Source organism: Roseateles sp. P5_E8 (assembly GCF_054177665.1).
On the sequence record NZ_JBGCUM010000011.1, the window covers coordinates 94,053 to 120,322 of the forward strand.

Annotated in this window: 23 protein-coding genes; 7 read left to right on the forward strand and 16 right to left on the reverse strand. The window is 68.8% G+C overall.

Going from position 1 to position 26,270, the window contains the following annotated elements; translation table 11 throughout:
- Nucleotides 1-1,173: an AGE family epimerase/isomerase gene (locus tag ACXRVZ_RS09275; protein ID WP_457424927.1), complete on the forward strand. Its 1,173-nt coding sequence runs from the start codon at nt 1-3 to the stop codon at nt 1,171-1,173.
- Entirely contained in the window at nt 1,170-2,174 is a 1,005-nt protein-coding gene (locus ACXRVZ_RS09280; protein ID WP_458232327.1) for a glycoside hydrolase family 5 protein, read from the forward strand. Before ACXRVZ_RS09275 ends, ACXRVZ_RS09280 begins: the two co-directional genes overlap by 4 nt.
- A gap of 43 nt (nt 2,175-2,217) precedes the next feature.
- Here the strand turns inward: ACXRVZ_RS09280 and ACXRVZ_RS09285 are convergent, their stop codons facing one another.
- The 3 genes from ACXRVZ_RS09285 to orn all read right to left on the reverse strand — a co-directional run bounded on the left by ACXRVZ_RS09285 (nt 2,218) and on the right by orn (nt 6,484).
- The gene (locus tag ACXRVZ_RS09285) at nt 2,218-3,828 is read right to left on the reverse strand and encodes a DEAD/DEAH box helicase (RefSeq protein ID WP_458232328.1); all 1,611 of its coding nucleotides are present in this window, start codon (nt 3,826-3,828) and stop codon (nt 2,218-2,220) included.
- Between the two features lie 317 nt (nt 3,829-4,145).
- Entirely contained in the window at nt 4,146-5,909 is a 1,764-nt protein-coding gene (locus ACXRVZ_RS09290) for a chorismate-binding protein (protein WP_457424842.1), read from the reverse strand.
- Between the two features lie 14 nt (nt 5,910-5,923).
- Nucleotides 5,924-6,484: an oligoribonuclease gene (gene orn / locus ACXRVZ_RS09295; RefSeq protein ID WP_457424844.1), complete on the reverse strand. Its 561-nt coding sequence runs from the start codon at nt 6,482-6,484 to the stop codon at nt 5,924-5,926.
- A gap of 51 nt (nt 6,485-6,535) precedes the next feature.
- Between orn and ACXRVZ_RS09300 the strand changes: the two genes are divergently transcribed.
- Genes ACXRVZ_RS09300 through ACXRVZ_RS09315 form a run of 4 tightly spaced genes read left to right on the forward strand, consistent with a single transcriptional unit; the run spans nt 6,536 to nt 9,781 of the window.
- Nucleotides 6,536-7,807: a M48 family metallopeptidase gene (locus ACXRVZ_RS09300; RefSeq protein WP_457424846.1), complete on the forward strand. Its 1,272-nt coding sequence runs from the start codon at nt 6,536-6,538 to the stop codon at nt 7,805-7,807.
- The gene (locus ACXRVZ_RS09305; protein ID WP_457424848.1) at nt 7,804-8,139 is read left to right on the forward strand and encodes a 4a-hydroxytetrahydrobiopterin dehydratase; all 336 of its coding nucleotides are present in this window, start codon (nt 7,804-7,806) and stop codon (nt 8,137-8,139) included. Before ACXRVZ_RS09300 ends, ACXRVZ_RS09305 begins: the two co-directional genes overlap by 4 nt.
- Entirely contained in the window at nt 8,136-9,038 is a 903-nt protein-coding gene (gene rsgA, locus ACXRVZ_RS09310) for a ribosome small subunit-dependent GTPase A (protein WP_457424850.1), read from the forward strand. Before ACXRVZ_RS09305 ends, rsgA begins: the two co-directional genes overlap by 4 nt.
- On the forward strand, nt 9,035-9,781 hold the full coding sequence (locus ACXRVZ_RS09315) for a DUF3047 domain-containing protein (RefSeq protein WP_457424852.1): 747 nt from the start codon (nt 9,035-9,037) through the stop codon (nt 9,779-9,781). The genes rsgA and ACXRVZ_RS09315 overlap by 4 nt, the downstream gene beginning before the upstream one ends.
- Here the strand turns inward: ACXRVZ_RS09315 and ACXRVZ_RS09320 are convergent.
- The 7 genes from ACXRVZ_RS09320 to ACXRVZ_RS09350 form a co-directional block, all read right to left on the reverse strand.
- The gene (locus ACXRVZ_RS09320; RefSeq protein ID WP_457424854.1) at nt 9,726-10,010 is read right to left on the reverse strand and encodes a hypothetical protein; all 285 of its coding nucleotides are present in this window, start codon (nt 10,008-10,010) and stop codon (nt 9,726-9,728) included. The genes ACXRVZ_RS09315 and ACXRVZ_RS09320 overlap by 56 nt on opposite strands.
- Nucleotides 10,011-10,057: 47 nt before the next feature.
- Nucleotides 10,058-10,750, reverse strand: coding sequence for an alpha/beta fold hydrolase (locus tag ACXRVZ_RS09325; protein WP_457424856.1), 693 nt, complete (start codon nt 10,748-10,750; stop codon nt 10,058-10,060).
- Nucleotides 10,751-10,763: 13 nt separating this feature from the next.
- Entirely contained in the window at nt 10,764-11,489 is a 726-nt protein-coding gene (locus tag ACXRVZ_RS09330; RefSeq protein WP_457424858.1) for an SDR family oxidoreductase, read from the reverse strand.
- On the reverse strand, nt 11,489-12,433 hold the full coding sequence (locus ACXRVZ_RS09335; protein ID WP_458232329.1) for a CsgG/HfaB family protein: 945 nt from the start codon (nt 12,431-12,433) through the stop codon (nt 11,489-11,491). The genes ACXRVZ_RS09330 and ACXRVZ_RS09335 overlap by 1 nt, the downstream gene beginning before the upstream one ends.
- 92 nt (nt 12,434-12,525) lie before the next feature.
- Nucleotides 12,526-14,886: a penicillin acylase family protein gene (locus tag ACXRVZ_RS09340; RefSeq protein WP_457424862.1), complete on the reverse strand. Its 2,361-nt coding sequence runs from the start codon at nt 14,884-14,886 to the stop codon at nt 12,526-12,528.
- Nucleotides 14,886-15,674: an SDR family oxidoreductase gene (locus tag ACXRVZ_RS09345; protein WP_457424864.1), complete on the reverse strand. Its 789-nt coding sequence runs from the start codon at nt 15,672-15,674 to the stop codon at nt 14,886-14,888. The genes ACXRVZ_RS09340 and ACXRVZ_RS09345 overlap by 1 nt, the downstream gene beginning before the upstream one ends.
- 73 nt (nt 15,675-15,747) lie before the next feature.
- Nucleotides 15,748-16,812 carry an ABC transporter substrate-binding protein gene (locus ACXRVZ_RS09350; RefSeq protein ID WP_458232330.1) on the reverse strand — a complete coding sequence of 355 codons (1,065 nt, stop codon included), beginning with the start codon at nt 16,810-16,812 and terminating at the stop codon, nt 15,748-15,750.
- A 271-nt stretch (nt 16,813-17,083) separates the two neighbouring features.
- On the opposite strand from ACXRVZ_RS09350, the gene ACXRVZ_RS09355 reads away from it, so the two are divergent.
- The gene (locus tag ACXRVZ_RS09355) at nt 17,084-18,685 is read left to right on the forward strand and encodes a sensor histidine kinase (RefSeq protein WP_457424868.1); all 1,602 of its coding nucleotides are present in this window, start codon (nt 17,084-17,086) and stop codon (nt 18,683-18,685) included.
- Here the strand turns inward: ACXRVZ_RS09355 and ACXRVZ_RS09360 are convergent.
- The 6 genes from ACXRVZ_RS09360 to ACXRVZ_RS09385 all read right to left on the reverse strand — a co-directional run bounded on the left by ACXRVZ_RS09360 (nt 18,679) and on the right by ACXRVZ_RS09385 (nt 26,225).
- Entirely contained in the window at nt 18,679-18,882 is a 204-nt protein-coding gene (locus tag ACXRVZ_RS09360) for a hypothetical protein (RefSeq protein ID WP_457424870.1), read from the reverse strand. The genes ACXRVZ_RS09355 and ACXRVZ_RS09360 overlap by 7 nt on opposite strands.
- Nucleotides 18,883-18,934: 52 nt before the next feature.
- Nucleotides 18,935-20,428 (reverse strand): sucrose phosphorylase, encoded by a 1,494-nt coding sequence (gene gtfA, locus ACXRVZ_RS09365; protein ID WP_457424872.1) that lies wholly within the window; start codon nt 20,426-20,428, stop codon nt 18,935-18,937.
- Nucleotides 20,425-21,723 carry an MFS transporter gene (locus ACXRVZ_RS09370; RefSeq protein WP_457424874.1) on the reverse strand — a complete coding sequence of 433 codons (1,299 nt, stop codon included), beginning with the start codon at nt 21,721-21,723 and terminating at the stop codon, nt 20,425-20,427. The genes gtfA and ACXRVZ_RS09370 overlap by 4 nt, the downstream gene beginning before the upstream one ends.
- Entirely contained in the window at nt 21,720-22,604 is an 885-nt protein-coding gene (locus ACXRVZ_RS09375; RefSeq protein ID WP_457424876.1) for a PfkB family carbohydrate kinase, read from the reverse strand. Before ACXRVZ_RS09375 ends, ACXRVZ_RS09370 begins: the two co-directional genes overlap by 4 nt.
- On the reverse strand, nt 22,604-24,922 hold the full coding sequence (locus tag ACXRVZ_RS09380; RefSeq protein WP_457424878.1) for a TonB-dependent receptor: 2,319 nt from the start codon (nt 24,920-24,922) through the stop codon (nt 22,604-22,606). Before ACXRVZ_RS09380 ends, ACXRVZ_RS09375 begins: the two co-directional genes overlap by 1 nt.
- 247 nt (nt 24,923-25,169) lie before the next feature.
- On the reverse strand, nt 25,170-26,225 hold the full coding sequence (locus tag ACXRVZ_RS09385; RefSeq protein WP_457424880.1) for a LacI family DNA-binding transcriptional regulator: 1,056 nt from the start codon (nt 26,223-26,225) through the stop codon (nt 25,170-25,172).
- Between the last annotated feature and the right edge of the window lie 45 nt (nt 26,226-26,270).

Genomic DNA, 26,270 nt, shown 5'->3' on the forward strand with positions numbered 1-26,270 from the left:
ATGCGCCACACGCTGGCCTTCTACGCGCCGCGCGTGAAGGATCCAACCGGTGGCTGTTTCCAGTTCTTCAAGGACGACGGCACGGTCTACGACCGCCGCACCCGCCACCTGGTGAGCAGCACACGCTTCGTCTTCAACCATGCGCTGGCCTGGCGCTGGTTCGGCGGGCCTGTGGACGACGTGGCCCACGCATTGGCCTTCGTCAACCAAGCCCACGCTCAACCCCAGGGCGGCTACGCCTGGGTGCTGGACTGGCAGGACGGCCGCGCCAGCGTCACCGATGGCACCAACCACTGCTACGGCCTGGCCTTCGTGCTGCTGGCCAACTCGCACGCGGCCGAGGCCGGAGTGCCCGGCGCACGCGAAGGCATTAGCGCCACCTTCGAGCTGATGGAGCAGCGCTTCTGGGAGCCGTCTCACGGGCTCTACGCCGATGAGGCAACGCCCGATTGGCAGGTCGGCAGCTACCGCGGCCAGAACGCCAACATGCACGCCTGCGAAGCCATGCTGGCCGCCCACGCTGCTACCAGCGAGGCACGCTACCTCGACCGTGCGTTGACGCTGGCCACCTCCATCGCGCAACGTCAAGCCGCCTTGGCCGACGGCCTGGTCTGGGAACACTACAAGACCGACTGGACGCCCGACTGGGACTACAACCGCGACGACAAGACCAACATCTTCCGGCCCTGGGGCTTCCAGACTGGCCACCTCACCGAGTGGGCCAAGTTGCTGCTGATGCTGGAGCGCCGCCTCAGTGACGCCGCGCCAGACTGGCTCTACCCGACCGCCCGCCGCTTCTTCGACACCGCCATGAAGCATGGTTGGGACGAGGTCAACGGCGGCCTCGTCTACGGCTTCGCCCCCGGCGGCGAAGTCTGCGACGGCGACAAGTATTTCTGGGTGCAGGCCGAAAGCCTCGCCGCCGCCGCATGGCTGGCCGTGCGCTCTAACGACGAGACCTACTGGCAGTGGTACGACCGGATCTGGGCCTATGCCTGGCAGCACTTCGTCGACCACGAGCACGGCGCCTGGTACCGCATCCTGAAGCCCGACAACGCCAAGCTCACCGACGAGAAAAGCCCCGCCGGCAAAACCGATTACCACACCATGGGCGCCTGCCAGGACGTGCTCGCCGCCCTCGGCGTGCAGCCGCCCGCCAAGGAACCCGCATGAAAAAAACGCTGATCTGCACCGCCCTGCTCGCCGCCGCTGCGGTCGCCCAAGCCGCCCCGCTGGAATGGCGCGGCATCAGCCTGTCCAGCGCCGAATGGGGCGAGAAGCTGCCCTTCCCCGGCGTCTACGGCAAGGACTACGTCTACCCGAGCGTGGCCAGCACGGCCTACTACCAGGCCAAGGGCATGAACGTCATGCGCATCGGCTTCCGCTGGGAACGCCTGCAGCCCACGCTGAGCGGTGAGCTCGACGCAGCCGAGCTGGCCCGCCTGCGCGAGTTCGTCGACGGCACGACCGCACGGGGCCTCTACGTGCTGCTGGACCCGCACAACTACGCCGCCTACAAGGAGGTGCACGTCGGCAAGCCCGAGGTGCCCTTCGCCGCCTTCGCCGACTTCTGGCGCCGCCTGGCCCTGCAGTTCAAGGCCAATCCCAAGGTGCAGTTCGGCCTGGTCAACGAGCCGCGCAACATGCCCACCGAAACCTGGGGCCAGGCCGCGCAAGCCGCCGTCGACGCGATCCGGGCGACGGGCGCGACCAACCTCATCACCCTGCCCGGCAACGGCTACACGGGTGCCTGGAGCTGGTTCGAGAGCAAGTGGTACGGCACACCCAACGCCGAGGTCATGGGCAAGGTGCGCGACCCGCTGGACAACATGGTGTTTGAGGTGCACCAGTACTTCGACAAGGACGGTTCGGGCACCAGCGCCGAATGCGTCAGCCCCGAGATCGGCGTCGAGCGGCTGCAGCGCTTCACCGCCTGGCTGAAGGCAAACAAGAAGCGCGCCATCCTGGGCGAGCTGGGCGGCGGCGCCAATGCCGTCTGCGAGCAGGCCGTGAACGGCGCGCTCAAGCATCTGCAGGCCAACGCCGACGTCTGGGCCGGCTGGCTGTGGTGGGCGGGCGGCCCGACCTGGGGCGACTACTTCCYGTCGCTCGAGCCGGGCGCTGCGGCCAAGGACAAACCGCAGATACGCTGGCTGGAGCCGTACCTGAAATAAAAAAAGCGGGCCGAGGCCCGCTTTTCGTTTTCAGTCTCTCGACTTAACGGCCGAAGCCGCCCTTGCGCGGGCCGCCGAAGCCAGGCTTGGGGCCGCCGAAGGAAGGCTTGCCACCGGGTGTGAACGGACGGTCACCACGCGGCGCGAAACCACGGTCGTCGCGGGGCTGGAAGCCACGGTCGTCCTGGCGCGGTGCGAAGCTGCGCTCGTCACGCGGCTGGAAGCCTTGCTCGGCACGGGGTGCAAAGCCACGGTTGTCGCCCTGGGGCTGGAAGCCACGGTCGTCGCGCGGAGCAAAGCCCTCGCGGCGCGGCTCGCCACTGAAAGGCGGGCGGCCGCCACCGGCGTTGAAGTTGCCACGAGGGCCATCTTCACGACGGAAAGGCTTGTTGCCGAAGCCGGGACGGCCACCGCCGCCACCGAAATGGCCGCGCGGGCCACGGTCGTCGAAGGAGCCAGCCGGGCGCGGCGGGAAGATGCGCGGCTCTTGCGTCTTGGGTTCCAGGCCAGCGATCTGCTGCACGGGAATCGTCTGCGTCGTGAACTGCTGGATGCGGCGGATCATGGACACGTCGTCACGCAGGCCCAGCGTGATCGCCAGACCCTGGCGGCCGGCACGTCCGGTGCGGCCGATGCGGTGGACATAGTCCTCGGCCTTCATCGGCAGGCCGTAGTTGATGACGTGGCTGATGGTCGGCACGTCGATGCCGCGGGCGGCAACGTCGGTGGCCACCAGCACGCGCACCTGCTTGTTGCGCAGGGCTTGCAGCACGCGGTTGCGCTTGCCTTGGGGCATGGCGCCGTGCAGCGGGGCGACCGAGTGGCCGATTTCGGCCAGGCGCTCGGCCAGCCAGTCGGCGTCACGCTGGGTGCTGGTGAAGACGACGGCCTGCTCCATCTCCGGCAGGGCCAGGATGGATTCCAGCAGCTGGTCCTTGTGGTGGGGGTTGTCGGCCCAGTGCAGGCGCTGCTCGATGTTCTCGTGCGTGTCGGTGTGGTTGGCGACCTCGATGCGCTGCGGATCCTTCAGCAGGTTCTGCGCCAGGCGGCCGACGTGGCCGGCGAACGTGGCGCTGAACATCACCGTCTGGCGCTCGGGCGGGGTGTTGCCGGCGATCATCGTGATGTCGTCGATGAAGCCCATGTCCAGCATGCGGTCGGCTTCGTCCAGCACCAGCATCTCGACATTGCCCAGCACGCACTTGCCGGAGTTGATGTGGTCGATCAGGCGGCCAGGCGTGGCGATCAGGATGTCCAGGGGGCCCATCAGCTGGCGGATCTGCAGCGGGTAGGGCATGCCGCCCAGCACCGTCGCAACCTTCAGGCCGGGGATGAAGCGGCCGTAGGTCTGTGCGGCCTTGGCGACCTGCATGGCCAGCTCACGGGTGGGGGCCAGCACCAGGATCTTGGGGCCGTAGATCTTGCCCTTTTCGCGCTTCTTGCTGTCGTCGGCACGCGCGGCCAGGATCTTCTCCAGCGCCGGCAGGATGAAGGCAGCGGTCTTGCCCGAGCCGGTGCGCGCCGAGACCATCAGGTCCTTGTTGGCGATGGCAGCGGGGATGGCGAGCGTCTGCACGTCGGTGGCGTTCTCGTAGCCGGAATCTTTCACGGCCTTCAGCACAACTTCGTTCAGGCCCAGGGTATCGAAACTCATCTCGTTCTTTCGTGGTCATTCACGCCGCGCAGGCAAAAGCGCAGCGCCGAGGGGCAGTAGGTGCCCTTCGGAATCATCATCAAGTCGCTGGGAGATAGATCAGCTCGCGTCGTGCGGCTCGGGCTTGTTACAGCAACCCGGGTGCGGCGCGGGGGAACAGTCAGTCAAAGCGACGGCTTCATCGCCGCCGACCGATCCGTGTTCGGAGTTCGATGCCGGCTTGAATGCGCTGATCGAACGAGGTCAGAGGAGACGTGGAACACCTGGAGTTTGCCTCCAGGCGAAGCCGCGACTGTAGCACAGCTCAGGGTTTTTACTCAAGCACTTTGAATAAGTGCCGCAGTGAGCCAGCCGCGCAGGCTGTTGAAAAATGCCAATCCTGAAGCGCGGGCCAGGTCATCGCGGGTCAGGCGGGACTCCTTGATGCGCCCTTGCGCCAGCAGTTCGGCGCGCAGCACACCCGGCAGCAGGCCGGCGGCCAGCGGCGGCGTCAGCCATTGGCCGTCGAGTTGCAGGGCGAGGTTGCCGAAGCTGCACTCGGTCAGCTCGCCGGCCTCATTCCACAGGATCACGTCGAAGGCCTCGGCCGGCTTGGCGAAGGCATACAGCTCGCGGCGGGTCGTCTTGTGGGCGAGGAACTCGGCGCGGGGGCCGAGCGTCGAGACGGGGCTGTCGGCCAGCGCCAGGCGCACGGATTCGGCCGTGGGCGTGAAGGCGGCCAGCGTGTGGGCGAGGCGGCCTTCGGCGTCGCAGGTCAGGCGCAGGCGCCAACTGCCTTGCAGGTGGGTCGCGGCCACGGCCTTCAGGTGAGCGCGCGCCTCGGCCAGCGAGAAGCGCAGTCCGAAGTGGCGTGCCGTGCGCTGCATGCGGGCCAGATGCGCATCCCCACGCTGGGCTACACCGTCCTCCAGCCGCAGCGTCTCAAGCGCCTCGACGGGCGCCTCGGCGCGCGCGAGGAAACGCGACTTGGCCCGCCACTCAGCGATCTCGGCGGCGGGCTCGCTGTCCAGCGTGATGGCGCTGCCGATGCCGCAGGTGAGTTGGTCATCGCCGAACTCGACGGTGCGTATGGGCACGTTGAAGGTCGCGACACCGCCCGGCTGGATCAACCCCAGCGCGCCGCAGTACCAGCCGCGCGCCGAGGGCTCCAGCTCGCGGATGACCTGCATCGCCCGCACCTTGGGCGCGCCGGTCACCGAGCCGCAGGGGAACAGCGCCGCGAACGCATCCGCCAGCGTCAACCCGGCTCGGCTGACCGCCGTGACGGTGGACGTCATCTGCCAGACCGTCGGCAGCGCGTGCAGCTCGAACAGGCGCGGCACGCGCACGGTGCCCAGCTGCGCGACGCGGCTCAGGTCGTTGCGCAGCAGGTCCACGATCATCAGGTTCTCGGCGCGCTCCTTCTCGCTGGTGCGCAGGTGCTGCTGTGCGGCCTCGTCGTCAACGCGGTCACGGCCGCGCGGCGCGGTGCCCTTCATCGGCTGGGCGGCCAGCAGCCAGCTCGCCTTGGCGCCGGGCACGGGGCGCCAGTCGAAGAACAGCTCGGGCGACACGCTGGCCGCGCCGGCCTCGCGCAGGAACAGGCTGAAGCCGCCCGGCTGGCTGGCGTGCAGCGCGAGGAAGAGTTGCTCGGGGTCGAGCGCGCCGGCCGCCGCGCGCAGCCGCGTCGTCAGGTTGACTTGGTAGCAGTCGCCGGCGCGGATGTAGTCGCGGATGCGCTCGATGGCAGTGGTCGCGTCGGGCTCGGCGTCGTTCCAGCCGAGGAAACCGGTGTGCGCAGCGGCCTCCTCGGCCCAAGGCTCTGGTGCCGTGTCGTAGACGGCGAACTCGGCCAGCGGCGCGGTGGCCGCGTGGGTCGCCAGCACCTTGTCGAACGCCGCAGCCGCTTCGTAACGCAAGCCGCCCAGAACCCACGCGCCGGCTCGCGCGGCGGCCTCCGCCTCGGCGATGACGCCGCACACTTCGTCCAGCCGCGCCGCACGCAGCCAGCGCGCCGGTGGCGTGCGCCAGGCACCGCGCAGCCGCTCGCCATCCTCGCGAGCCAGCGGATGGCGGGGGAAGTCGAAGGCGGCGTGCAGCACGCGCGCTGAAGGGATCAGGCCAGGTTCAGGAAGTGGGTGCGGTAGTGCACCAGCTCCTCGATGGACTCCTGGATGTCGGCCAGCGCCGTGTGCGCCTGGGCCTTCTTGAAGCCCTCCAGCGCCGACGGCTTCCAGCGCTTGGCCAGCTCCTTCAGCGTCGACACGTCCAGGTTGCGGTAGTGGAAGAAGCTCTCCAGCTCCGGCATGTAGTTGGCGAGGAAGCGCCGGTCCTGGCAGATGCTGTTGCCGCACATCGGGCTCTTGCCCTTGGGCACGTATTGCTTCAGGAAAGCGATGGTCTGAGTGGCGGCATCGGCTTCGGAGACGGTGGAAGCCTTCACGCGGTCGATGAGGCCGCTGCGGCCGTGCGTGCCCTTGTTCCAGGCGTCCATCGCGTCCAGCGTCGCGTCGCTCTGGTGGACGGCGAACACAGGGCCCTGGACGCGGTTCTCCAGATTGGCATCGGTGACGACGACGGCGATCTCGATGATGCGGTCGGTGTCGGGATACAGCCCCGTCATCTCGAGGTCGATCCAGATCAGGTTGTTTTCGCTGAGGGCAAGGGTGTCGGACATGGTGGGCTCACTCTGGGGAGGCAGAATTCTCGCAGCCTAAACTCGCGAGCTATGTCTCCCACGCTGTTGTCACTCGCGTTCGCGGTCGCGCTCGCGGCTTCCCTGCTCGTCAAGTTCTGGCTGTCCTCACGCCAAATCCGCCATGTGGCCGCCCACCGCGGCCAGGTGCCGGCGGCGTTTGCCGGCAGCGTGACGCTCGCCGCCCACCAGAAGGCGGCCGACTACACCATCGCCCGCTCCCGCTTCGGCCTGCTGGCCCTGGCGTTCAACGCCGCCGTGCTGCTGGGCTGGACGCTGCTGGGCGGACTGGACGCGCTGAACGGCTGGGTACTGCAAGCCAGCCGCGCACTGCCTGAAGGCTGGCAGGCGATGGGCTACCAACTCGGCCTGGTCGCGGCCTTCGCGCTGATCGGCTCACTGCTGGACCTGCCCTGGGAGCTGTGGTCCACCTTCAGGATCGAGCAGGCTTTCGGCTTCAACCGCATGACGCTGGGCCTCTACATTGCCGACATGCTCAAGGGCCTGGCCGTGGGCGTGCTGCTGGGCCTGCCCATCCTCGCGCTCATCCTGTGGCTGATGGGCACGGCCGGGCCGCGCTGGTGGCTGTGGGCCTGGGCCGTGTGGATGGGCTTCCAGCTGCTCGTCATGGTGCTCTACCCGACCGTCATTGCGCCGCTGTTCAACAAGTTCGAGCCGCTGACCGACGTGGCGCTGAAGGCGCGCGTCGAACAGCTGATGGCGCGCTGCGGCTTTGCCGCCAAGGGCCTGTTCGTCATGGACGGCAGCAAGCGCTCGGCCCACGGCAATGCCTATTTCAGCGGCTTCGGCCCTGCCAAGCGCGTCGTCTTCTTCGACACGCTGTTAGCCAAGCTCAACGGCGGCGAGGTGGAGGCCGTGCTGGCGCACGAGCTGGGCCACTTCAAGCACAAGCACATCACCAAGCGCATCGCGCTGGCCTTCGCGATGAGCCTGGCCGGCTTTGCGCTGCTGGGCTGGCTGGCGCAGCAGCCGGCCTTCTACCTGGGCCTGGGTGTGCAGCCCAACTTAAGCGCGCCGAACGATGCGCTGGCGCTGATGCTCTTCCTGCTCGCCGGCCCGGTGTTTGGCTTCTTCGTCACGCCGCTGGCCAGCCACTTCTCGCGCCGCGACGAGTTCCAGGCCGACGCCTATGCCCGCGCGCAAGCCAGCGGTGCCGACCTGTCATCCGCGCTGCTCAAACTGCACGAGGACAACGCCGGCACGCTGACGCCGGACCCGGTCTACGCCCGCTTCTATTACTCCCACCCACCCGCTGCCGAACGTCTTGCAGCCCTCGCCTCATGAACGATCTGCTGCTTGCCCAATGTGACCCCAAAGCGCCGCTACTGGACGCCGACACGCGCACGCGCGTGCTGGCCGCCCTGCCCGGCTGGCTGCCCGACCCAGAGGCCAAGCTGATCGGCCGGCGCTTCGGCTTCGCGAACTTCTACCAGGTGATGGCCTTCGTCGACGGGGTCGCCGAGATCGCTCATGCGCAGGACCATCACCCCGAGATGCTCGTCAGCTACGACGCCTGCACCATCAGCTGGACAACCCATTCGCGCGGCGGCTTGACGCTGAACGACGCCATCTGTGCGGCACAAGTGAGCGCGTTGCCCGAAGCGACCGGTACATGAGCAAATTCCAGGCACTGGACCTGGGACTTGTCGTGCGCGGCCACGGCCGCCACTACATCGTCGAGGACGCCGACGGCAAGCGCTTCGTCTGCCACCCGCGCGGCAAGAAGAGCGAGGCGGTCGTGGGCGACCAGGTGCGCTTTGCCGACTCCGGTGACGAAGGCGTCATCGAGGCCGTCGAGCCGCGGCGCAACCTGCTGTTCCGCCAGGACGAGTGGAAGACCAAGAGCTTCGCGGCCAACCTGGACCAGCTCCTCGTGCTCGTCGCCGTCGAGCCGGTGTTCAGCGAATCGCAGCTGACGCGCTCGCTGATTGCCGCCGAGTCGGCCGGCATCCGCATGGCCATCGCGTTGAACAAGACCGACCTGCCCGGCACCGATTCAGCCCGCGAACGCCTGGCGCCTTATCACGCGATGGGGCTGAAGATGTTCGAGGTCGCGCTCAAGGCCGACCCCGAGGGTTCGCGCGCCACGCTGGACCCGTGGCTGAAGGACCAGCGCACCTTCGTGCTCGGCCCCAGCGGCACGGGCAAGAGCACGCTGATCAACCTGCTTGTGAAAGATGCGAAGGCCCAGATCGGCGAGATCTCGCAAGCGCTCAACTCGGGCCGCCACACGACGACGACGACACAGTGGTACTGGACCGACGAGACGCGCACGACGGCACTCATCGACTCGCCCGGCTTCCAGGAGTTCGGCCTGCGCCAGATCAACGCCGCCGAGCTGTGGCGCTGGATGCCTGACCTGCGCGAGCACGCCAACTGCCGCTTCGCCAACTGTTCACATATTCACGAACCCGACTGCGGCGTGCGGGCGGCGGTCGATGCGGGCTTGATCAGTGCGGGCCGATACCGCATATATGGCGAGATCCTCGAAGAACTCCAACGCAAGACCTGGTGAAGCCCGCTCTCCTGACGCTTTGCGCCGCCGCGCTGCTGGCCGGCTGCGCCTCTGCCCCCGTTGCTCCGCCGCCTGCCTCTGAAGGCTGGCAGGCACTGCACTTGCCCGGCAAGACCGCCACCCGCTACAACTGGACCGAGAAGGATGGCCGCCCGGCGCTGGAGGCCGCGTCCGACCGCTCGGCCAGCATCTGGCGCAAGCGCCTGCAACCGTCGCTGGCGCAGATCGGCGAGGTCAGCTTCTCGTGGTGGGTGCAGGCCCTGATGCCCAATGCCAGCGTCGCCGACATCGACCGCGAGGACGCCGTGGCGCGCGTCATCTTCGGCTTCGGGGGCGACACCGACAAACTGCCGCTGCGCACGCGCATGAAGTTCGAGCTCGCCCAGGCGCTGACCGGCGAGCTGCCGCCCTACGCCACGTTGATGTATGTGTGGGACAGCAAGCTGCCCATCGGCACGGTCGTCGTCAACCCGCGCAGCGACCGCATCCGCAAGATCGTCGTCGACTCCGGCCCGGGCGAGCTGCGCCGCTGGCGCGACCACCGGCGCGACCTGGCCGCCGACTTCCGGCTGGCCTTCGGCGAGGAGCCGGGGGCACTGATGTCCATGGCCGTCATGACCGACAGCGACAACAGCCGCGCGTCGGCCAGGACCTGGTACGGGACGGTGGAGCTGACAGCGCCGCCGGTCAGCGCTGGGGCGGCTGCAGGGGTGGCTGCAGGGGTAAGGGCACCGGGTCCTTGACCTCACGAGCCTCGATGTCGACGACATCGCGCGCCGCAGGCGCCTGTGGCCGCCGCGGCGCCCAGGGGTTCTGGTTCATGCGGAACTGCACAATGGGCTTGCGGCCGGTCAGCAGACTGACGAGCAGGAAGACCACGAAGGCCACGACCGCAAACAGGAAGAGGCCGAGGCCGATGACGGCGCCGAGGATCAAGACGGCGCAGCGGAAAAGTAGACGAAACAAGGGCATGGCGGAATTGTGAAGGCAGGCGTTCAACATCGCCGGCCAGAGCATGCTCACAGCAGCCGTCTCAGGAAAGAGGTCATGGTGGCGGCGCTTGCTGCCGGGGCCGCCTGCAGCAGCCCGTGCTGCCCCGGCAGGCACGTGACGATGGTCTGCGGTCTCAGCAGCTGAATATCCGCGGCCGCGGCCGGTGGCACGATACGGTCCTGAGCGGCCTGGAGATAGAGAAGCGGCGCACGCACGGTGCCAAGCTCGCCCGTGACGTCGACCGTCATCACCATCCGCAATCGCGCCCGCAGCACGGCGGCAGGCAGGCTGGCCAGCGCCGTCGCCAGCAAGGCCTTGGACTCGACAGGCGGGTTGCTGCCGAGCAAGGCCTGCGCCGTGAGGCTCGATGGCAGCACAGCGGGAGACGGCAGCCAGGCTATCAGGCCGCCCAACCGCGCCAGGCCCGGGCGCGGGTTGCGCGCGAAGCTGCAGCACAGCACCAGTGCCTTGAGCCGCGCGCCCAAGAGGGCGGCGAGCCGGATCGCAATCGGGCCGGAGAAGGATTCGCCCAGCACGACGACAGGGCCGTCGGCCGGCAGGGCCTGGGCAGCCAAACGGGTCAACGCGTCGTAGCCGGCGTCTGCGTCCATCGGGTAGGCGAAGACGAGCGGCCGCCATTCCTCTGGCAGTTCGCGCAGAAACGGCTGGAACAGCGTGCCCGTGCCATCCAGGCCGGGCAGCAGCACCAGCGTCGTCATGCGCCGGTGAGGCTCAACCGCGCCCGACGAAAGGCATCTGCGTGGCCATCACGGTGATGGACTGCACATTGGCCGACAGCGGCAGGCCGGCCATGTAGACGACGGCACGGGCGACGTCCTGGACGTCCATGCGCGGCTCCACGGCGATCTGGCCGTTGGCCTGAGGCACGCCGCGCAGCATCTTCTCGGTCATCTCGGTGGCGGCGTTGCCGATGTCGATCTGGCCAGCCGCAATGTCGAAGGCGCGGCCGTCCAGGCTGAGCGACTTGGTCAGGCCGCTGATTGCGTGCTTGGTGCTCGTGTAGGGCGCCGTGTTGGGCCGCGGCGAGTAGGCCGAGATGGAGCCGTTGTTGATGATGCGACCGCCGCGCGGGTCCTGCGACTTCATCAGCGCGAAGGCGGCGCGGGCGCAGAGGAAGCTGCCGGTGAGGTTGGTGTCCACCACGGCGCGCCACTGGGCCACGGTCAGCTCGTCAATGGGCACGGCCGGCGCGCCCATGCCGGCGTTGTTGAAGAGCAGGTCGAGGCGGCCGAAGCGGTCGCGCAGCGTGGCGAAGGCGGCGTCGACCTGCACCTCGTCAGTGACGTCGGTGGGCAGCACCAACGCGTCTTCGAGCGTCTCGCGCAGCGCCGCCTCGCGGCGGCCCATCAGCGCGAGCGTCCAGCCCTCGGCGGCCAGTGCACGGGCCACGGCCCGGCCTATGCCCGAACCGGCGCCGGTGACGAGGGCGACCTTCATCAGTTCCCCAGCGGCGTGACCAGCGAGCGCTGCACCCAGCCGGTGAAGTTGGCCGAATCGACCTTGACGAAGCCGTCCTTGACCTCGCCGGTGGCGACCAGTTCGTCGCTGCGGTTCAGCGTGGCCACGACCTTGCCGTCGCGCGACGGCGTGGCGTAGGCCTTCACGTTGGAGATCTTGGGCGCCAGCATCTGGCCGGCATTGATGGGTGCGCCGGCCTGCGTGGAGGCGGCCGCGTTGGCGTCGCCGGCAGCGCTGCCGCCGCGCACGAGGCTGGCCTGGTCGCGGATGGTCAGCACGATCTTGTTGTAGTTGTCCAGGAAGCTGGCCGCGATGAGCTTGCCTTCCGCCGTGCTGGTGTAGCCGCCCGCGCCAGCGACGCCGCCGCCGCCGAAGCCCCAGCCGCCGATGGAGAAGTCGGTCTTGCTGGCCTTGCCCTCGGCTGCGGCGACCTGGATGCTGGAGCGCACGTCGGCAATCAGCAGGCTGGTGGAGGCGTCCTTGAACTTCAGGCCGCCGGCGATGGCGCCGATGATGCCCAGCTTCCCGCCCAGGAAGCCGCCGAGGCCGCCACTGGTGTTGGCGCCGATCTGCACATTGGGCGTCATGACGAAATCGGCCGCCTGCATCTGGCCCTTGCCGACGTTGGACTCCTGGCGCATTTCACCGGCCGCGGYGAGCGAGCGCTCCTGCTGCAGGTTCTGCATCGCCTGGCCGCGCTCGACAACGTCGAAGCAGCCGGACTGCTGGATCATCATGCGCAGCAGCGCCGAGGGCGAACCCAGGCCGTACTGGGAGATGTGGTTCCAGCCGTGCTGCGGTTCGGCCACGGCGATGACGCCCAGCTTCTTCGTGCACTTCTCGACGCTGGAACCAGCTTCTTGTGCCTGCGCAGCCGTCGACAGGCCAGCCAGCATCAGGGCATACAGGGTCGTCTTGTTCATGTCGCTCCTCTTGGTCACTTTGAGAACCGGTGATTGTGCCCAGGGGGCACGGCCGCGATCATCCTCAGCCCAAAGGGGCCGTGTCGCCTGGATCAGGGGCGCAGCACCAGGCGATGCGCCGGCTCACCGGGCAGGAAGGGCAGCGCCTCGCCGGCCAGCCAGGTGGCGTGGTCGGCACGGTAGAAGGGTGACATGGGGTGGCCGCTCTGGCCACCCGGGATGACCAGCAGGCCCTTCTCCTCATGGCCGGGCGAGACCACCATGCGCTCGCTCTGGCCGTGGCCGTGGTTGTGCACGCGCGGCATGTGGGCGTCGCCGGCCATGCCTTGGGAGGCCTGGTCCAGCCAGCGCGACAGGGCAGGCACAGCCAGGCTGAGCGGGTGGCGCATGCTGGTGCCGTTGTCGGCGCCCCAGGTGGCGTTGGCCAGGCTGCCATGCTTGGCCAGCAGCTCCTTGCGGCTGTCCAGCACGGCGCGCTGGAGCAGCTCGGGCCAGCTCTTGAAGGCGCCGGGCAGGGTGTCAGGCCGCGCGGCCTGGATGAGGGCCCAACCAGGCGTCTCGGGCACCATCTTCAGATCGCGCGGCTTCATGCCCTGGGCCTCCATCAGCCCGGCAAGCGGCCCGAAGATGTGCATCAGCGCCTGTTCGCGGAAGTCGCGCACGAGCAGGTAACCGACCGCGTCGGGCCGCGCCGCATCGGCACTTTTTTCGACCTCGGCGCGGTAGTCGGCCAGGCCGTTGGCGGCCACGAAATCGGGCGTCAGCACCTGGCTCAGCAGCAGCTGGCGCCAGCGTTGCAGGAAGAGCGCCCGGTGGTCGAGCTGGATGGCGTGCAGGCCGGCCTCGTCGAACTTGTCCTGAGCGCGCAGGCCGTCGCGGATCTGCTGGCCACGGGCGCCCAGATCCCAGCCGCCGTTGGCGACGATCTTCATGGCCTCGCCGCCCACCATGCGCGAGTTGGCCGTCCACAGCCGCCCGTCGGCCGGATCGACGATGCTGGGCTGCTCGGCCGCCGTCAGATACCCCTGCCAGCGCGGGCGGCCGTCGCTCCAGTCCTGCGGGCGGTCGATGTCGTCGCTGGCGACGCGCCTGGGGATGGCGCCGATGACGGTCCAGGCGATGCGGCCGGTGGCATCGGCCACCAGCAGGTTCTGGTGCGGCACGCCGGTGCCGGCGGCGATGCGCAATGCCTCGTCGACGCTGGCGGCCGTCTCCATCTGCATCAGGCGCAGGTTCATGCCCTCCACGTCATGCGCGACCCAGCGCAGCGCATGGGCCTGGCCCTTGGGCGCCGGCAGCGGCATCACGGGCCCCCACTCGCTCTCCAGCACTTCGTGGTCGACCGGCGGCTGGCCGGCAATCTCGATGCGCTCGATGCTGCGCCTCAGCGGCTTCTCCACGCCGCCGGCCAGGTAATGGGTGCCGGCTGCGTTGAGCCTGAGCGTGACCACATCAGCCCAGTCCGAGGTCGTGTTCGTGAAGCCCCAGGCCACGCGGCCGTTGCTGCCGACGATGAGCAGCGGCGTGCCGGGCAGCGTGGCACCGGCGATGTCGTGGGCGCCGGCAGCGTCCTTCCACTTCATGCGTGCCTTGAACCAGGTGCCGGGCGAGCGCAGGCCCAGATGCATGTCGTCCGCGACGATGGCCCGCCCGTCGGCGCCATGGGCGGCGGCCACGGCGAAGTTGTTGCTGCCGAGGTCGCGCGAGTCCTGCAGGCGGCAGTCGCTGCACGCCGTCTTGGCCACGCGCAGCGCCTCGGGCAGCGGGCCGGCGGGCAGCGGCACGGCGGCCACGCGGCTGTCGTCCATGGCGGCCTGCCAATCGGCGCTGTGCTGCGTCAGGAAGGCATACCAGTCGGCGGGCACGGCGTCATGCAGCAGGCCCGTGGCGACATCGTCGCGGCCTTGCGAGCTCTGCAGGTCGAGGTACATGCCGTAGGCGACCAGCACCGTGTCGGCGGCCAGCCAGGACCTGGGCTGCTGGCGCAGCAGCAGGTACTCGGGCGGGCGGCCGCCGAGTGCGCCCAGGCCGGCGTTGACGCCGCTCACATAGGCGTCCAGCAGCGCGCGTTCCTCGACCGGCAGCGCGGCAATGCCTGCTTCAGCGCGGTGGCGGAAGCGGTGCACGCGGCGCGCCTTGTCCAGTGGCAAGGCCTTGGCGCCCACCAGCGCCGACAGCTCGCCGGCCGCGTTGCGCCGCATCAGGTCCATCTGGAAGAAGCGCTCCTGCGCATGCACGAAGCCGAGTGCGCGTGCCACGTCCAGGCGGTTCTCGGCCGTGACGGTGGCGTAGCCGCGCGCATCGCGCTGCGCTTCGGCCGGTGCGCTGAGGGCCGGCACGGTGCGCTCGCCGTCAAGCTGGGCTAGGCTGGAACGCAGAGTCAGCCACAACGCCAACCCAACCAGCACGATGAGCAGCAGCAGGCCCGCGAGGATGCGTTTCAGCCACCGCATCAGAAGGTGCCCGGGTAGCTGCCCCCGTCGAGCAGGATGTTCTGCCCCGTCAGGTAGCCGGCATGGGCGCTGCACAGCATGGCGCAGATGGCGCCGAACTCGGCCGCCGTGCCGAAGCGCTGCGCGGGGATGGCCGCGCGGCGTTTGGCAGCGAGCTCATCCACGCTGATGCCGGCCTTGGCCGCACCGGACTTGAAGCCGTTTTTCAATCGGTCGGTATTGAAGGCGCCGGGCAGCAGGTTGTTGATGGTCACGTTGGCGCCGGCCAGGCGCGGCTGGCGGGCCACGCCGGCGACGAAACCCGTCAGCCCCGAGCGAGCGCCGTTGGACAGGCCCAGCGTGTCGATGGGCGCCTTCACGGCGCCGGAGGTGATGTTGACGATGCGGCCGAAACCGCGCGCCGCCATCGCATCGACCGTGGCCTTGATGAGGTCGATGGGCGTCAGCATGTTGGCTTCCAGCGCCGCCAGCCACTGCTCGCGGCCCCAGTCGCGGAAGTCCCCGGGCGGCGGGCCGCCGGCGTTGTTGATGAGGATGTCGACCTGCGGACAGGCCGCCAGTGCGGCAGCGCGGCCCTCGGTCGTGGCGATGTCGCCGGCCACGGTGCGCACCTCGACGGCCGGGTTCAGCGCCCGCAGCGCCTGCGCCGTGGCGAGCAGATCTGCCTCGCCGCGCGCCGTGATGACGACGTTGACGCCCTCGCCCACCAGTGCCTCGGCGCAGCCGCGGCCAAGGCCCTTGCTCGCCGCGCAGACCAGCGCCCAGCGGCCATTCAATCCCAGATCCATGTCAGCTCCCCGGCCGCAGCAGGCGGCCTCAGCAGGCCTGCATCATCGCGCGGTCAGGCGCTGCGCGCCCTGGTCAGCGTTTGAACTTGCCGTCTTCCGAGACGATGGACACGTCGGTGTATTCCAGGCCGCTGTGCTCCTTCTCGGTGTAGTGCACCTGCAGGCCGCCCAGGTCGATGCGGGCACCGTCCAGCGCCTTGACGAAGCCGTCGCGGGTGGTGTCCTTGCCGGCGCGCTTGAGCGTCTCGACCACCAGCTTGGCAGCGGCAAAGCCTTCGATGTGAGCCGGCGTCAGCTCGTTGCGGCCGGAGGACTTGGCCAGGCTCAGGGCCTCGCGCACCATCAGGTTGGCGGTGGAACGCTCGTAGGGGAAGAGCTGGGTCACAACGACGCCGCGGCCATGCTCGCCCAGCGCCTTCACGAAGTCGGCCGAGGCGTTGTTGGACAGCGTCGCGACATGGGCCGTCGAGCCGGCCGCACGTAGCGCCTGCACGCCCTCGACGACGGCATAGGACGGGCCGATCAGCACGACGGCCTCGATGCCGGCCTTGGCGATGGCCTGCATGGTTGGCGTGAGGTCGGGCTTGTTGCGATCGAAGCGCAGGTTGGACAGGGCGCGCAACTTGAGGTCGTCCAGGCCCTTGATCGCGCCCTTGCCGGCATCGTTGCCGAAGGGGTCGTTGACCTGCACGATGGTGATGCGCTTGACGCCGATGCCGGCCAGATGCTTGACGGCGCGCTCGGCCTCCTTCTGGTAGCTGGCGCGCAGGTGGAAGACATAGGGCTGCACCGGTTCGTGCAGGCTGATGGCACCGGTGGCCGGCGCCACAAGGGCAAGCCTGTTCTCCTTCAGCACCGGCAGCAGGGCCTCCGTGGGGCCGGTGCCGCGGCTAAGCATCAGCGCCAGCACGCCCTGGCTGGCCAGCGACTTGGCCTGGGCCACGGCCGTGGCGGGGTCGTACTTGTCGTCCATGGTGACGAGTTCGATGTTCTGGCCCTTGATGCCGCCCTGGGCATTGACCGAATCGAAGTACAGGCGCGCGCCATCGGCGCTCTCCTGGACGACGCCGGCCACGGGGCCGGAGAAGCCCGCCACCATGCCGATGCGCAACACGCTTTGCGCAAACGCGCTTCCCATCCCGATGCAGGCCACAAGCCCCACCGCCAAGCCGACCCAACGCTTCACTTTTGTTCTCCATAGCAGCGCCGCTAAGACGCGCTGGCGGCGCATTGTGGGGCCAGCCCCCCTAGGCGCTGCAGCCCCTTCCCCCCAGGAAAAACCCGAGCCTTTGGCACTCCGCATGCGCATTTCGGCCGGATTTCGCAGGCCTACACTCCGGCGGCCTGCCGTGCCCCCTGCGCGGGCCCACCATGCAGGACCGCCCCGCCCCCGCCCCGCACCGCCGCCCATGCCCTTGCCCCCGCCAACGCCGCACCTGTTCGGTTGGCAGCGCAACTCGCTGACCTTCGCCGTCGTCCTGGCCCTGCTGCTGGGCTTGTTGCTGCCCACGACGGCCGTGCTGCTCTACGACGTGCAGGCGGCCCGCGAGACGGCCATGGAGGACTTGAAGCGTGACCTCGCCCGCACCAGCGAGGTCATGTCGCTGTCGCTGGCCGAGCCGGTCTGGCAGGTCTCGCCCGATCTCGCCGAGCCCATGGTCAAGGCCCAGGTGGACGACCCGCGCTTCGTGGCCGTCAAGGTGGTAGAGCCGGCATCGTCGGCGCCCTTCCTGTCGTTTGAGCGCCGCCAGGAGGCCGACGACCCCTCGCTGACGCTGAGCCAGACCCGCGCCATCCAGCGCGATGGCCGCGAGATCGCCCGGCTCACCATCACCATGACCGCAGCGCCGCTGCTGCAGGCCAAGCGGGCAGAGGGCTGGCGCACCGTCTGGCGCAGCGGACTGACGCTGACGCTGTCCCTGGTGCTGATGCTGTGGGTGCTGCAGCGCTACGTGCTGCGCCCCATGACCGAGCTGACCAGCGCGGCCGAGGCCCTGGCGGCGGGGCGGCTGGAGCAGCCGCTGCGGGTCAGCGGCGCGGACGAGATCGCACGCGTGGGCGGGGCCATGGACCGCATGCGCCAGGCCCTGCTGTCGGCCTTCGAGGCGCTGCGCCAGCACAATCTCAACCTGGAAGAGACCGTCACCCAGCGCACGGCCGAGCTGACGGCCAGCAACGCGGAGTTGTCCGAGGCGCTGGAAACGCTGCAGACGGCGCAGCGCGAGCTGGTCGAATCGGAGAAGCTGGCGTCGCTGGGCCGGCTGGTGGCGGGCGTGGCGCATGAACTGAACACGCCGCTGGGCAATGCGCTGACCGTCGTGTCGGCGCTGGACGACCGCTACAAGCAGCTGGAATCCATGCTGGTCGGCAACGTGCCCATGCGCCGCAGCGTGCTGGAAGAGTTGGCGCGCGACACGCGGCGCGGCCAGGACATCCTGCAGCGAAATGTGCAGAAGGCCGCCGATCTGGTGCGCGACTTCAAGCAGGTGGCCATCGACCAGACCAACGACATGCGGCGCGACTTCGACCTGGGCAAGGTGGTGGAGGACGTGCTGGTGATGGTGGAGCCCAGCTTCAAGCACACGCCCTTCGTCATTACCACCGAGCTCTGCCACGGCCTGATGATGAACAGCTACCCCGGCGCCCTGGGCCAGGTGCTGACCAACCTGCTGATGAATGCGCTGCTGCACGGTTTCGACAACAGCGAGCAGGGCCGTGTGACGGTGCACTGTGCGCCGCTGAACGAGTCCGAGGCAAGCTTGAGCGTCATCGACGACGGCCGCGGCATGGACGAGTCTGTGCGGCGGCGCATCTTCGACCCCTTCTTCACGACCAAGCTCGGCACCGGCGGCTCCGGCCTGGGCATGCACATCGTGCACAGCATCGTGACGAATGTGCTGGGCGGCCAGATCGAGGTGAAGTCCACGCCCGGCCAGGGCACGCAGATGCTGATACGCCTGCCGCTCAACGCGCCTCAGCGCGCCGGCGGCGAGGGTTCAGGGATTCATTGAGACGCGGCGGAAGCCTGCATGGAGGCGGCTTCAACGGCGGCAGTCACCGCAGCGGACGCTGCTTCAGACGCGGCCGGTTCATGCGCTGCGGTCACGTCGTGCTTTTCACCGCCAAGGTCGATGTTGCCGCCGCTCTTGGTCAGGATGAACAGCGCCAGCGCGGCGAACAGGACAAAGCCCACGACGATCTTCCACATGCTTGAGTCTCCAACGTTTAAAGACGCGGATTCTGCGCAGCCAGGCTGACGCTCAACTGAAGGCCAGGGTCTGCGGGCCACCTTCGCTGCTGTAGCTCAGCTCATGGGCAAGGCTGGTGAAGTTGATGCGCAAGGCCGCCCACTCGCCGCCCTGCTGCCAGCGCAGGTGCAGCTCGTCGTCGCCGCCGGGCTCGACGTGGAAGTCACCGCAGAAGGCCGCGTGGCGGTTGCGCAGCTTGATCAACGCTATGAGGCGGCGCACGACCGGGCGCTCGCAGTCGCGGGCGATCTCGTCCTCGCCGTAGTGATGGCGGTTGATGTCGCGGCCGACCTGGCTGCGGGCGAGCAAGTCCATGTCGTTGTGGCCGGCCAGCAGGCCGACGTAATAGACCTGGGGCACGCCGGGCAGGAAGAACTGGATGGCACGGGCCARCAGATAGGCCGTCTCGTCGCGGCCCATCGCGTCGAAGAAGGTGCAGTTGACCTGATAGAGGTCGAGGTTGCTGGCCGCCGCACCGGTGGCCTGACGGCTCTGGCCACCACTGGCCGCGTGGATGCGCTCCACCAGCGCGTCCAGGTCCTCGGGCGGCACCAGGCCGGGGTGGGCGACGCGGTCGCTGGCATCGGCACCGATGTCGATGATGCCGATGCCGTCATGCGTGTCGAGCACGGTCAGCGCATTGGTCGGGCGCACGGCGATCCAGCTCTTCAGCGCGGTGGCCGTGTGGAAGTTGAAGGCATGCAGCACCAGCGGCGGCAGCGCGAAGTCGTAGACCCAGTCCACCTGGCGCGCGATCTCGATCTGGCGCTGGTAGTAGGCGTGGATCTCCACCAGCACTTCGATGCCCAGCGCCCTCGCCTCGGCGGCGAACTCGGCGATGAAGTCGAAGGTCTCGGCCATCATGAAGCAGCTGGCGCCGGCCTTCTTGATGGCGTAGCCGACGGCGTCCAGCCGCACCATGCGGATGCCGTTGCCGGCCAGGGTCTGCAGGATGCTGGCGAGGTAGGCCCGGCCCTGCGGGTGGCACACGGCAATGTCAATTTGCGCGGCGGTGAAGGTCGTCCACAGCATGCGGCGCTCGCCGCTCTTCAGCGTCACCGGCGTCAGCGGCAGGCCGGGGCGCGGGCGGTAGACGGCCAGCAGATCCCGCTCGGTCGCGCCGTCAGGGAAGACGGCGTCCAGCGTCAGGAACAGGCCGGCATAGGCCGAGGCCTCGCCCTTCTCGGCGTAGTCGAGGAACTGCGGCGACGCGCTGGACATGTGGTTGACGATGACGTCGGCCATCACGTCCAGGTCCTTGGTCAGCGCCTTGATGTCGCTCCAATCGCCCAAGCGCGGGTCGACCCGGGTGTGGTCGATGGGATCGAAGCCGGCGTCGGCGCCGTCGATGGCGTCGAAGAAGGGCAGCAGGTGCACGCCGCCGAACACGCCCGCTAGCGGCGAGCCGGGGTCGCTGAGCAGTCGCTTCAGGCGCGCGAGGTCGGTGCCGTCGCGCCGGCCGCCGAGACGGTCGACATAGGTGATGAGCTGGACTTGGTTTTTCATGATTGGGCGGGGCGCACGCGCAGCACGCAGACGGCCGCGATGGCCAGCAGCACGCCCGCGAGGCGGATGACGTTTTCGGGACGGCCGCCGAGCAGGCTGTCGTAGAACAGGGGCAGGGTCACCGCCTGGATCAGCATGGGGATGACGATGAACATGTTGAAGATGCCCATGTAGACCCCAGCGCGCTCGGGCGGGATGCTGCCGGCCAGCAGCACATACGGATTGCCCATGATGGAACCCCAGGCCAGGCCGATGCCGACCATGGGCAGGAAGAGCCAGGTCTTGTCCGTGATGCCGGGCAAGGCCCACATGCCGGCCGCCGCGCAGGCCAGCGCGAAGGCGTGCACCCATTTCGCGCCGAGGCGTTTGGTGAAGGGCACCATCGCGAAGGCGGCGACAAAGGCGACGGCGTTGTAGAAGCCGCCGACCTGGCCGTTCAGCAGCGCCGCGTCACGGAAGCCGGCGCTGTGCGGGTCGTCCGTGCCGAAGACCGTGGCGGCCAGCGTCGGCACGATGTAGATCCAGTAGCACATCATTCCGTACCACTGGAACAGCGCCATCCACCACAGCCGCCGCATCGTGCCGGGCATGTCGCGCAGCGCGGCCCAAATCTCGGCCAGCGTCGCACCCAGGCCATGGGGCAGCGCGCGCAGGCGGGCGATTTCCTCGGCCGGCAGCGGCAGCTCGGGCACGCGACGCACCGACCACCACACCGTCGTGAACGACAGCAGCGCGCCGATGACGAAGGCCAGCGTCGTGACGACCGGGATGCCGTTGGCGCCCAAGGCGTCCTTGTTCATGCCGAAGAAGACCAGCACGCTGGGCGTCAGGTAGGCCAGCGTCTGCGCCAGGCCCGTGAACGAGGCCTGCGTGAGAAAGCCGCTGGCGTGCTGCTCGGGCCGCAGCCGGTCGCTGACGTAGGCGCGGTAGGGCTCCATCGTCACGTTGTTGGCCGCGTCCAGGATCCACAGCAGGCCGGCCGCGAACCACAGCGCCGGGCTGAAGGGCATGGCCAGCAGGCCCAGCGAGCAGAGCAGCGCACCGATCAGGAAGTAAGGCGTGCGGCGGCCCAGGCGGTGGGTCGTGCGGTCGCTCATGGCGCCGATGAGGGGCTGCACCAGCAGGCCGGTGATGGGGCCGGCCAGCCAGAGGTAGGGCAGGCTTTTGCCGTCGGCGCCCAGCATCTGGTAGATCGGGCTCATGTTGGCCTGCTGCAGACCGAAGCTGAACTGGATGCCGAGGAAGCCGACATTCATGTTCACGATCTGGGAGAACGACAGGTGGGGCTTGTTCATGCTCGCGTCTCCGCCGGCAGCACATTCAGTGCTTCGCGCCACGGGGCCAGTAACGCCGGGTCTGCGGGAAGCGGGCCGCGCACGCCGCAGATCATCGCGGCGTAGCGGTTGGCCAGGGCCAGGGTTGCGCCCAGGTCGCGGCCCAGCGACAGGCCTGCCAGCAGCGTGGCCGTGAAGCCGTCACCCGCACCGACGCTGTCGACGACATCGGGCTGAAGCACGCCCTCCCCTGTCGCCAACAACTGACCGTGCTCGCCGTGCAGCGAGTAGCCCGCAGCGCCACGCGTCAGCACCAGGCGCCGCAGTGCGAACCGGGCCATCAGCGCCGGCAGCGTGGGCTCGAACCAGGCGAACAGGCAGCCCAGCTCGTCCTCATTGAGCTTCACCCAGTCGGCCAGCATCAGCGATTCGGCGGCCAGCTCGGGCGAGTCGCCGCCAGGGCGCAGGTTGAGGTCCAGCAGACGGGGGCCCGGCGTTCGTTTGACGGCAACGCGGATGGCGGCGCGCGAGCTTGGATGACGCTGTGCCAAGCTGCCGAAGTAGACGATGCCGTCCCCGGCCGCCAGCGGCTCGAGATGGTCCCAGGCCGCGTCGGCATGGATCTCGAAGCGGTGGCTGCCGCCCACGTCCTCGTGCACGCTGACGCGGCCGGTGGCATGGGTCGCGTCGCGCTGGATGCCGTCGACTGCAAGGCCGTAGCGCCCTGCACTGTCCAGCACGAGGCGGCCCGCTGCGTCATCGGCACCGACGCGGCTGACGAAGCGCACAGGTGCGCAGAACGCCGCCAGCGAGCGCGCCACGTTGAAGGGCGCGCCGCCGGCGACCGGGCCGTCGTGGAACTCGTCCACGACGGCTTCGCCAAGGACCAGGATGGGCGTCATCAGAAGCTGTAGCGCAGCGAGGCCTTCACCGTGCGGCCCGTGTAGGCACGCGCGGCGCCGCGGCCGTCGTTGCTTTCCGTGTAGGCCAGCTCGTTGAAGAGGTTGTTGGCCGCCAGCGAGAGCGTGGCCTTGTCGGTGAGCGCATAGCTCGCGAAGGCGTTGACGACGGTGTAGGCCGGCAGCGTGATGGTCAGCGCACCGGTGGGGCCGTCGTCCAGGCTCTTGGTCGTGCCGACGATGCTGACGCCAAAGCTCAGCGCATCGTTGAGGTTGACCGTTGGCGTGAGCTGGTAGACGACCTTGGCCTGGCGCTTGGGGGCGCGGCCGTCGGCCTGTTTGGCGTCGGTGTACGTCAGGCCGCCCAGCAGGCTGACGACGCCCAAGCGGGCCGAACCCTCCAGCTCCAGGCCGTTGCTGCGGTAGCTGTTGGCCTTGGCGACGATGGGGTTGGTCGTCACGTCGACATTGACCTCGTCGGTCTTGGCATGGAAGAGCGTGGCGAAGAGGCTCATGCCGCCGCCGCGGATCTTCACGCCGGCTTCGGCCTGCCTGACCTTGTTGGTCGGGATGGTCGGGCTCTTGCCGTTGACGAGGTTGGGGTTGTTGAAGAAGGTGATGCGGTCGGCGTTGTAGGCGGCGCCGTCGGAGTAGCGGGCGAAGACCGACAAGTCCTTGCTCAGCGCGTAGTTGCCGCCCAGCGAGTACGAGGTGCGAGCGAAGTCGTAATCGATGGCGTTGGGCTTGGTGAGGTCATAGCTGACGCCGGCGTTGGACTGGTAATAGGCGCCACTGGCCTTCTGGTTGTCACGGCGCAGGCCGATGTCGGCCGACAGCGCGCCGGACTCCAGGTTGAACACGACATAGGGCGCGTTGGTCGTGTACTTGCTGTCCTGCGTGTTGCTGCAGCAGCCACCAAAGCCGGGCGAGCCGTTGACGACGCCGGGCACGTTCAGCACGCGGGCGCCCTCGCCGCTGGCCGACAGCGAGTACTGGTTGAAGTTCCACGTCAGGTCCAGCTGCTGCACCGAGGTGTAGAGGCCGGCGACGGCGCTGAGCTTGGCGCCGCCGTCGAGGTCGAAGCTGCGCGAGAACTTCAAGTCGTTGGCCATCAGGCCGGCGTTGTCGACCTTGGTGTTGAAGACGACGGCGGTGAACTTCGCTCCCGTGTAGGCCGTGCCGGCGTCGGGACCGCTCGCCAGCGTCGTGCCGGCGGGCGCGGCGGCCACGTCGTCGCCCGGGAAGATGCCGATGAAGCGGCCCGAGTTCCTGCTCCACGAGAACTTGTTCTGCAGGCGAAAGCCCCCGCCTGCATCCAGGTCCACCTCGGCGCCGAAGGCATCGCTCCTGGCGGCCAGGCCATCGCGGATGTTGCTGGTCGCGCGGCCGTTGGTGTTGGTCAGCGTGCTGTCCAGCGGCCAGGCGGCGTCGTAGAAGGCGGTGCGGCGCGGGTCCAGGCCGGGGATCTGCTGGATGCTGCCGTTCACGTACTTCACCGGCGTGGGCATGAAGGTCGGCGTGTGGTCGTCCAGGTGCTTGAGGCTGAAGCGCACATAGCTCTTGCCCTCCAGCTCGAAGGTGAGGTTGGCGCGCACCTGGCCGCCGTTCTCGCTGCCGTCGGCGCCCTTGCGGCCACCGTCGCCGACGCGGTAGAAGCCGCCGATGAAGAAGCGCGTCTTGGCTGCCAGGCGGCCGCCGTAGCCGAAGTCGACGCGGGTCTGGTCGAAGTCCAGACCCTTGGTCAGCTGCAGGCTGCCACCCGGCTCCAGGCCGGTCTTGCTGATGAAGTTGATGATGCCGCCGGGCGCGCCGGTGGCCAGCAGCGCGGCCGAGCCGCCGCGCACGACCTCCAGGCGCTCGAAGCCGACATCGGCGCGCATCCAGGTGTCGGGCGTGGCGAAGGCGATGTCGCCGAACTGCAGCACGGGCAGGCCATCTTCCTGGAACTGGATGTAGCGCGCGCCGCCGGCCGAGACCGGGATGCCGCGCACGGCCACGTTGGCGTTGGACTCACCGCCGCTGGCCTCGGCGCGGATGCCGGGCACGCCGCGCAGCAGGTCGGTGGCGCTGGCGGCGGTGACGGCGGCAACGCCTTCGCTCTCGATGGTCGAGATGGCGACGCTGGAACGCATCTTGGACTTTGCCGACGAGGTGCCGGTGACGACGACGGCGTCGAGCTTGAGGCCGTCGGCCGGCTCGGCGGCGGGAGCCTGCTGGGCCTGCGCGGCGGCGCTCAACAGCGCCAGCGCCACGGCGGCGGCAAGAGGCTGGAGCGACGGGCTTGGGGTGGACCGGTCAAGGATCGGACGGGGGCTGGGCATGGTGTCTCCGGGTTGTTGGTGGCAGGCGCCCTCTGCGGGGCGGGCCGGATCGGCGCGCCAGTGACGCGTCGTCCGTGCCGTCATTCTGCGTTGCATCCGTTTGTTTTGCAATCGATTGCAATTCGGTATAAACGCGTACTTTATGGCAACTTCTCAGATACTTATTAGCCAACTGCAATCGATAGGCAATGCCACTGCGCGAACACAACCCGACCGGTAGCCCTGCCGCCGCATTCAGCGTTGATCGTCAGGAAACGTCGGGGGCGCTCTCGCGCAGCTTCAGATAGACCGGCAGCGTGCGTGGCCCGGCGCGCTCGCCGCGCAGCTGACCGAGCAGCGCCTCGACGAGCTCCGCACCCGCTTCGGCCACCGGCTGGTGCACCGTCGTCAGCGGCGGGTCACAGTAGGCGGCCAGCGGCATGTCGTCATAGCCCACCAGGGCCACGTCGCCCGGCACGCTGCGGCCGGCGGCGCGCAGGGCCTGCATCGTCAGCAGGGCCAGCACGTCGCTGCAGCAGACGACGGCATCGAAGTCGCGGCGCGCGGCGCAGAACGCCTGCACGATGCCGGTGGCGACGCCAGGCTCGAAAGGGGCGGCCAGCTCCAATACCGGGTCCGCGGCCAGGCCGGCATCGCGCAGGGCCTGGGCATAGCCCTGGCGGCGCAGCCAGACCTCGGGCAGGTTGGCATCACCGACGAAGGCAATGCGGCGCCGGCCCAGCTTCAGCAGATGGCGTGTGGCCAGCACGCCGCCGAGCACGTTGTCCCCGCCCACGCTGCAGTAGAGCTGCTGCGGCATCTCGCCACCCCAGACCACCAGCGGCAGCTTGCGCGCCGCCATGTCGTTGAGCTGGTCGTGGTGGCGCCACTGACCGATGAGGACCACGCCTATGGCCTTGCCGGAGTCAAACCAATGCGAGGCCAGGTCCAGATGCTCGGCGTCCACGCGCGACAGCAGCATGTCGTAGCCGCGGTCGGTCAGCGCGTCGGCAATGGAGCCGACGATGGACAGGAAGAAGGGGTCGGAGATGTGCTGGCGCGACCTGGCGTCATAGGGCACCACGACGGCCACCGTCTTGTTCTCCTGCAGGCGCAGGTTGCGCGCGCCGAAGTTGATGGAGTAGTTCAATGAACGAGCCAGTTCGGCCACGCGCTGGCGGGTCTCGGCGTTGACGAGCTCGCTGCCGTTCAGCGCCCGCGACACGGTGGACACCGACACGCCGGCCAGCCGCGCGATGTCGACCATCTGCAGGCGGCGCTGCTCGCCGCTGCTGGGCTCGGACGGGTCTTTGGATCTGGACATGGGCTGGCATCGTCGCAGGGTGGCCAGAGCTCCACAAGCGGAGCG

Excerpts from the sequence above, each read along its gene's own strand:
- ACXRVZ_RS09275 (WP_457424927.1), top strand. The coding sequence starts at position 1 with ATGCGCCACACGCTGGCCTTCTACGCGCCGCGCGTGAAGGATCCAACC.
- ACXRVZ_RS09285 (WP_458232328.1), bottom strand. The coding sequence starts at position 3,828 with ATGAGTTTCGATACCCTGGGCCTGAACGAAGTTGTGCTGAAGGCCGTG.
- orn (WP_457424844.1), bottom strand. The coding sequence starts at position 6,484 with ATGTCCGACACCCTTGCCCTCAGCGAAAACAACCTGATCTGGATCGAC.
- ACXRVZ_RS09300 (WP_457424846.1), top strand. The coding sequence starts at position 6,536 with ATGTCTCCCACGCTGTTGTCACTCGCGTTCGCGGTCGCGCTCGCGGCT.
- ACXRVZ_RS09305 (WP_457424848.1), top strand. The coding sequence starts at position 7,804 with ATGAACGATCTGCTGCTTGCCCAATGTGACCCCAAAGCGCCGCTACTG.
- rsgA (WP_457424850.1), top strand. The coding sequence starts at position 8,136 with ATGAGCAAATTCCAGGCACTGGACCTGGGACTTGTCGTGCGCGGCCAC.
- ACXRVZ_RS09320 (WP_457424854.1), bottom strand. The coding sequence starts at position 10,010 with ATGCCCTTGTTTCGTCTACTTTTCCGCTGCGCCGTCTTGATCCTCGGC.
- ACXRVZ_RS09325 (WP_457424856.1), bottom strand. The coding sequence starts at position 10,750 with ATGACGACGCTGGTGCTGCTGCCCGGCCTGGATGGCACGGGCACGCTG.
- ACXRVZ_RS09330 (WP_457424858.1), bottom strand. The coding sequence starts at position 11,489 with ATGAAGGTCGCCCTCGTCACCGGCGCCGGTTCGGGCATAGGCCGGGCC.
- ACXRVZ_RS09340 (WP_457424862.1), bottom strand. The coding sequence starts at position 14,886 with ATGCGGTGGCTGAAACGCATCCTCGCGGGCCTGCTGCTGCTCATCGTG.
- ACXRVZ_RS09345 (WP_457424864.1), bottom strand. The coding sequence starts at position 15,674 with ATGGATCTGGGATTGAATGGCCGCTGGGCGCTGGTCTGCGCGGCGAGC.
- ACXRVZ_RS09350 (WP_458232330.1), bottom strand. The coding sequence starts at position 16,812 with ATGGGAAGCGCGTTTGCGCAAAGCGTGTTGCGCATCGGCATGGTGGCG.
- ACXRVZ_RS09355 (WP_457424868.1), top strand. The coding sequence starts at position 17,084 with ATGCCCTTGCCCCCGCCAACGCCGCACCTGTTCGGTTGGCAGCGCAAC.
- ACXRVZ_RS09360 (WP_457424870.1), bottom strand. The coding sequence starts at position 18,882 with ATGTGGAAGATCGTCGTGGGCTTTGTCCTGTTCGCCGCGCTGGCGCTG.
- ACXRVZ_RS09370 (WP_457424874.1), bottom strand. The coding sequence starts at position 21,723 with ATGAACAAGCCCCACCTGTCGTTCTCCCAGATCGTGAACATGAATGTC.
- ACXRVZ_RS09375 (WP_457424876.1), bottom strand. The coding sequence starts at position 22,604 with ATGACGCCCATCCTGGTCCTTGGCGAAGCCGTCGTGGACGAGTTCCAC.
- ACXRVZ_RS09380 (WP_457424878.1), bottom strand. The coding sequence starts at position 24,922 with ATGCCCAGCCCCCGTCCGATCCTTGACCGGTCCACCCCAAGCCCGTCG.
- ACXRVZ_RS09385 (WP_457424880.1), bottom strand. The coding sequence starts at position 26,225 with ATGTCCAGATCCAAAGACCCGTCCGAGCCCAGCAGCGGCGAGCAGCGC.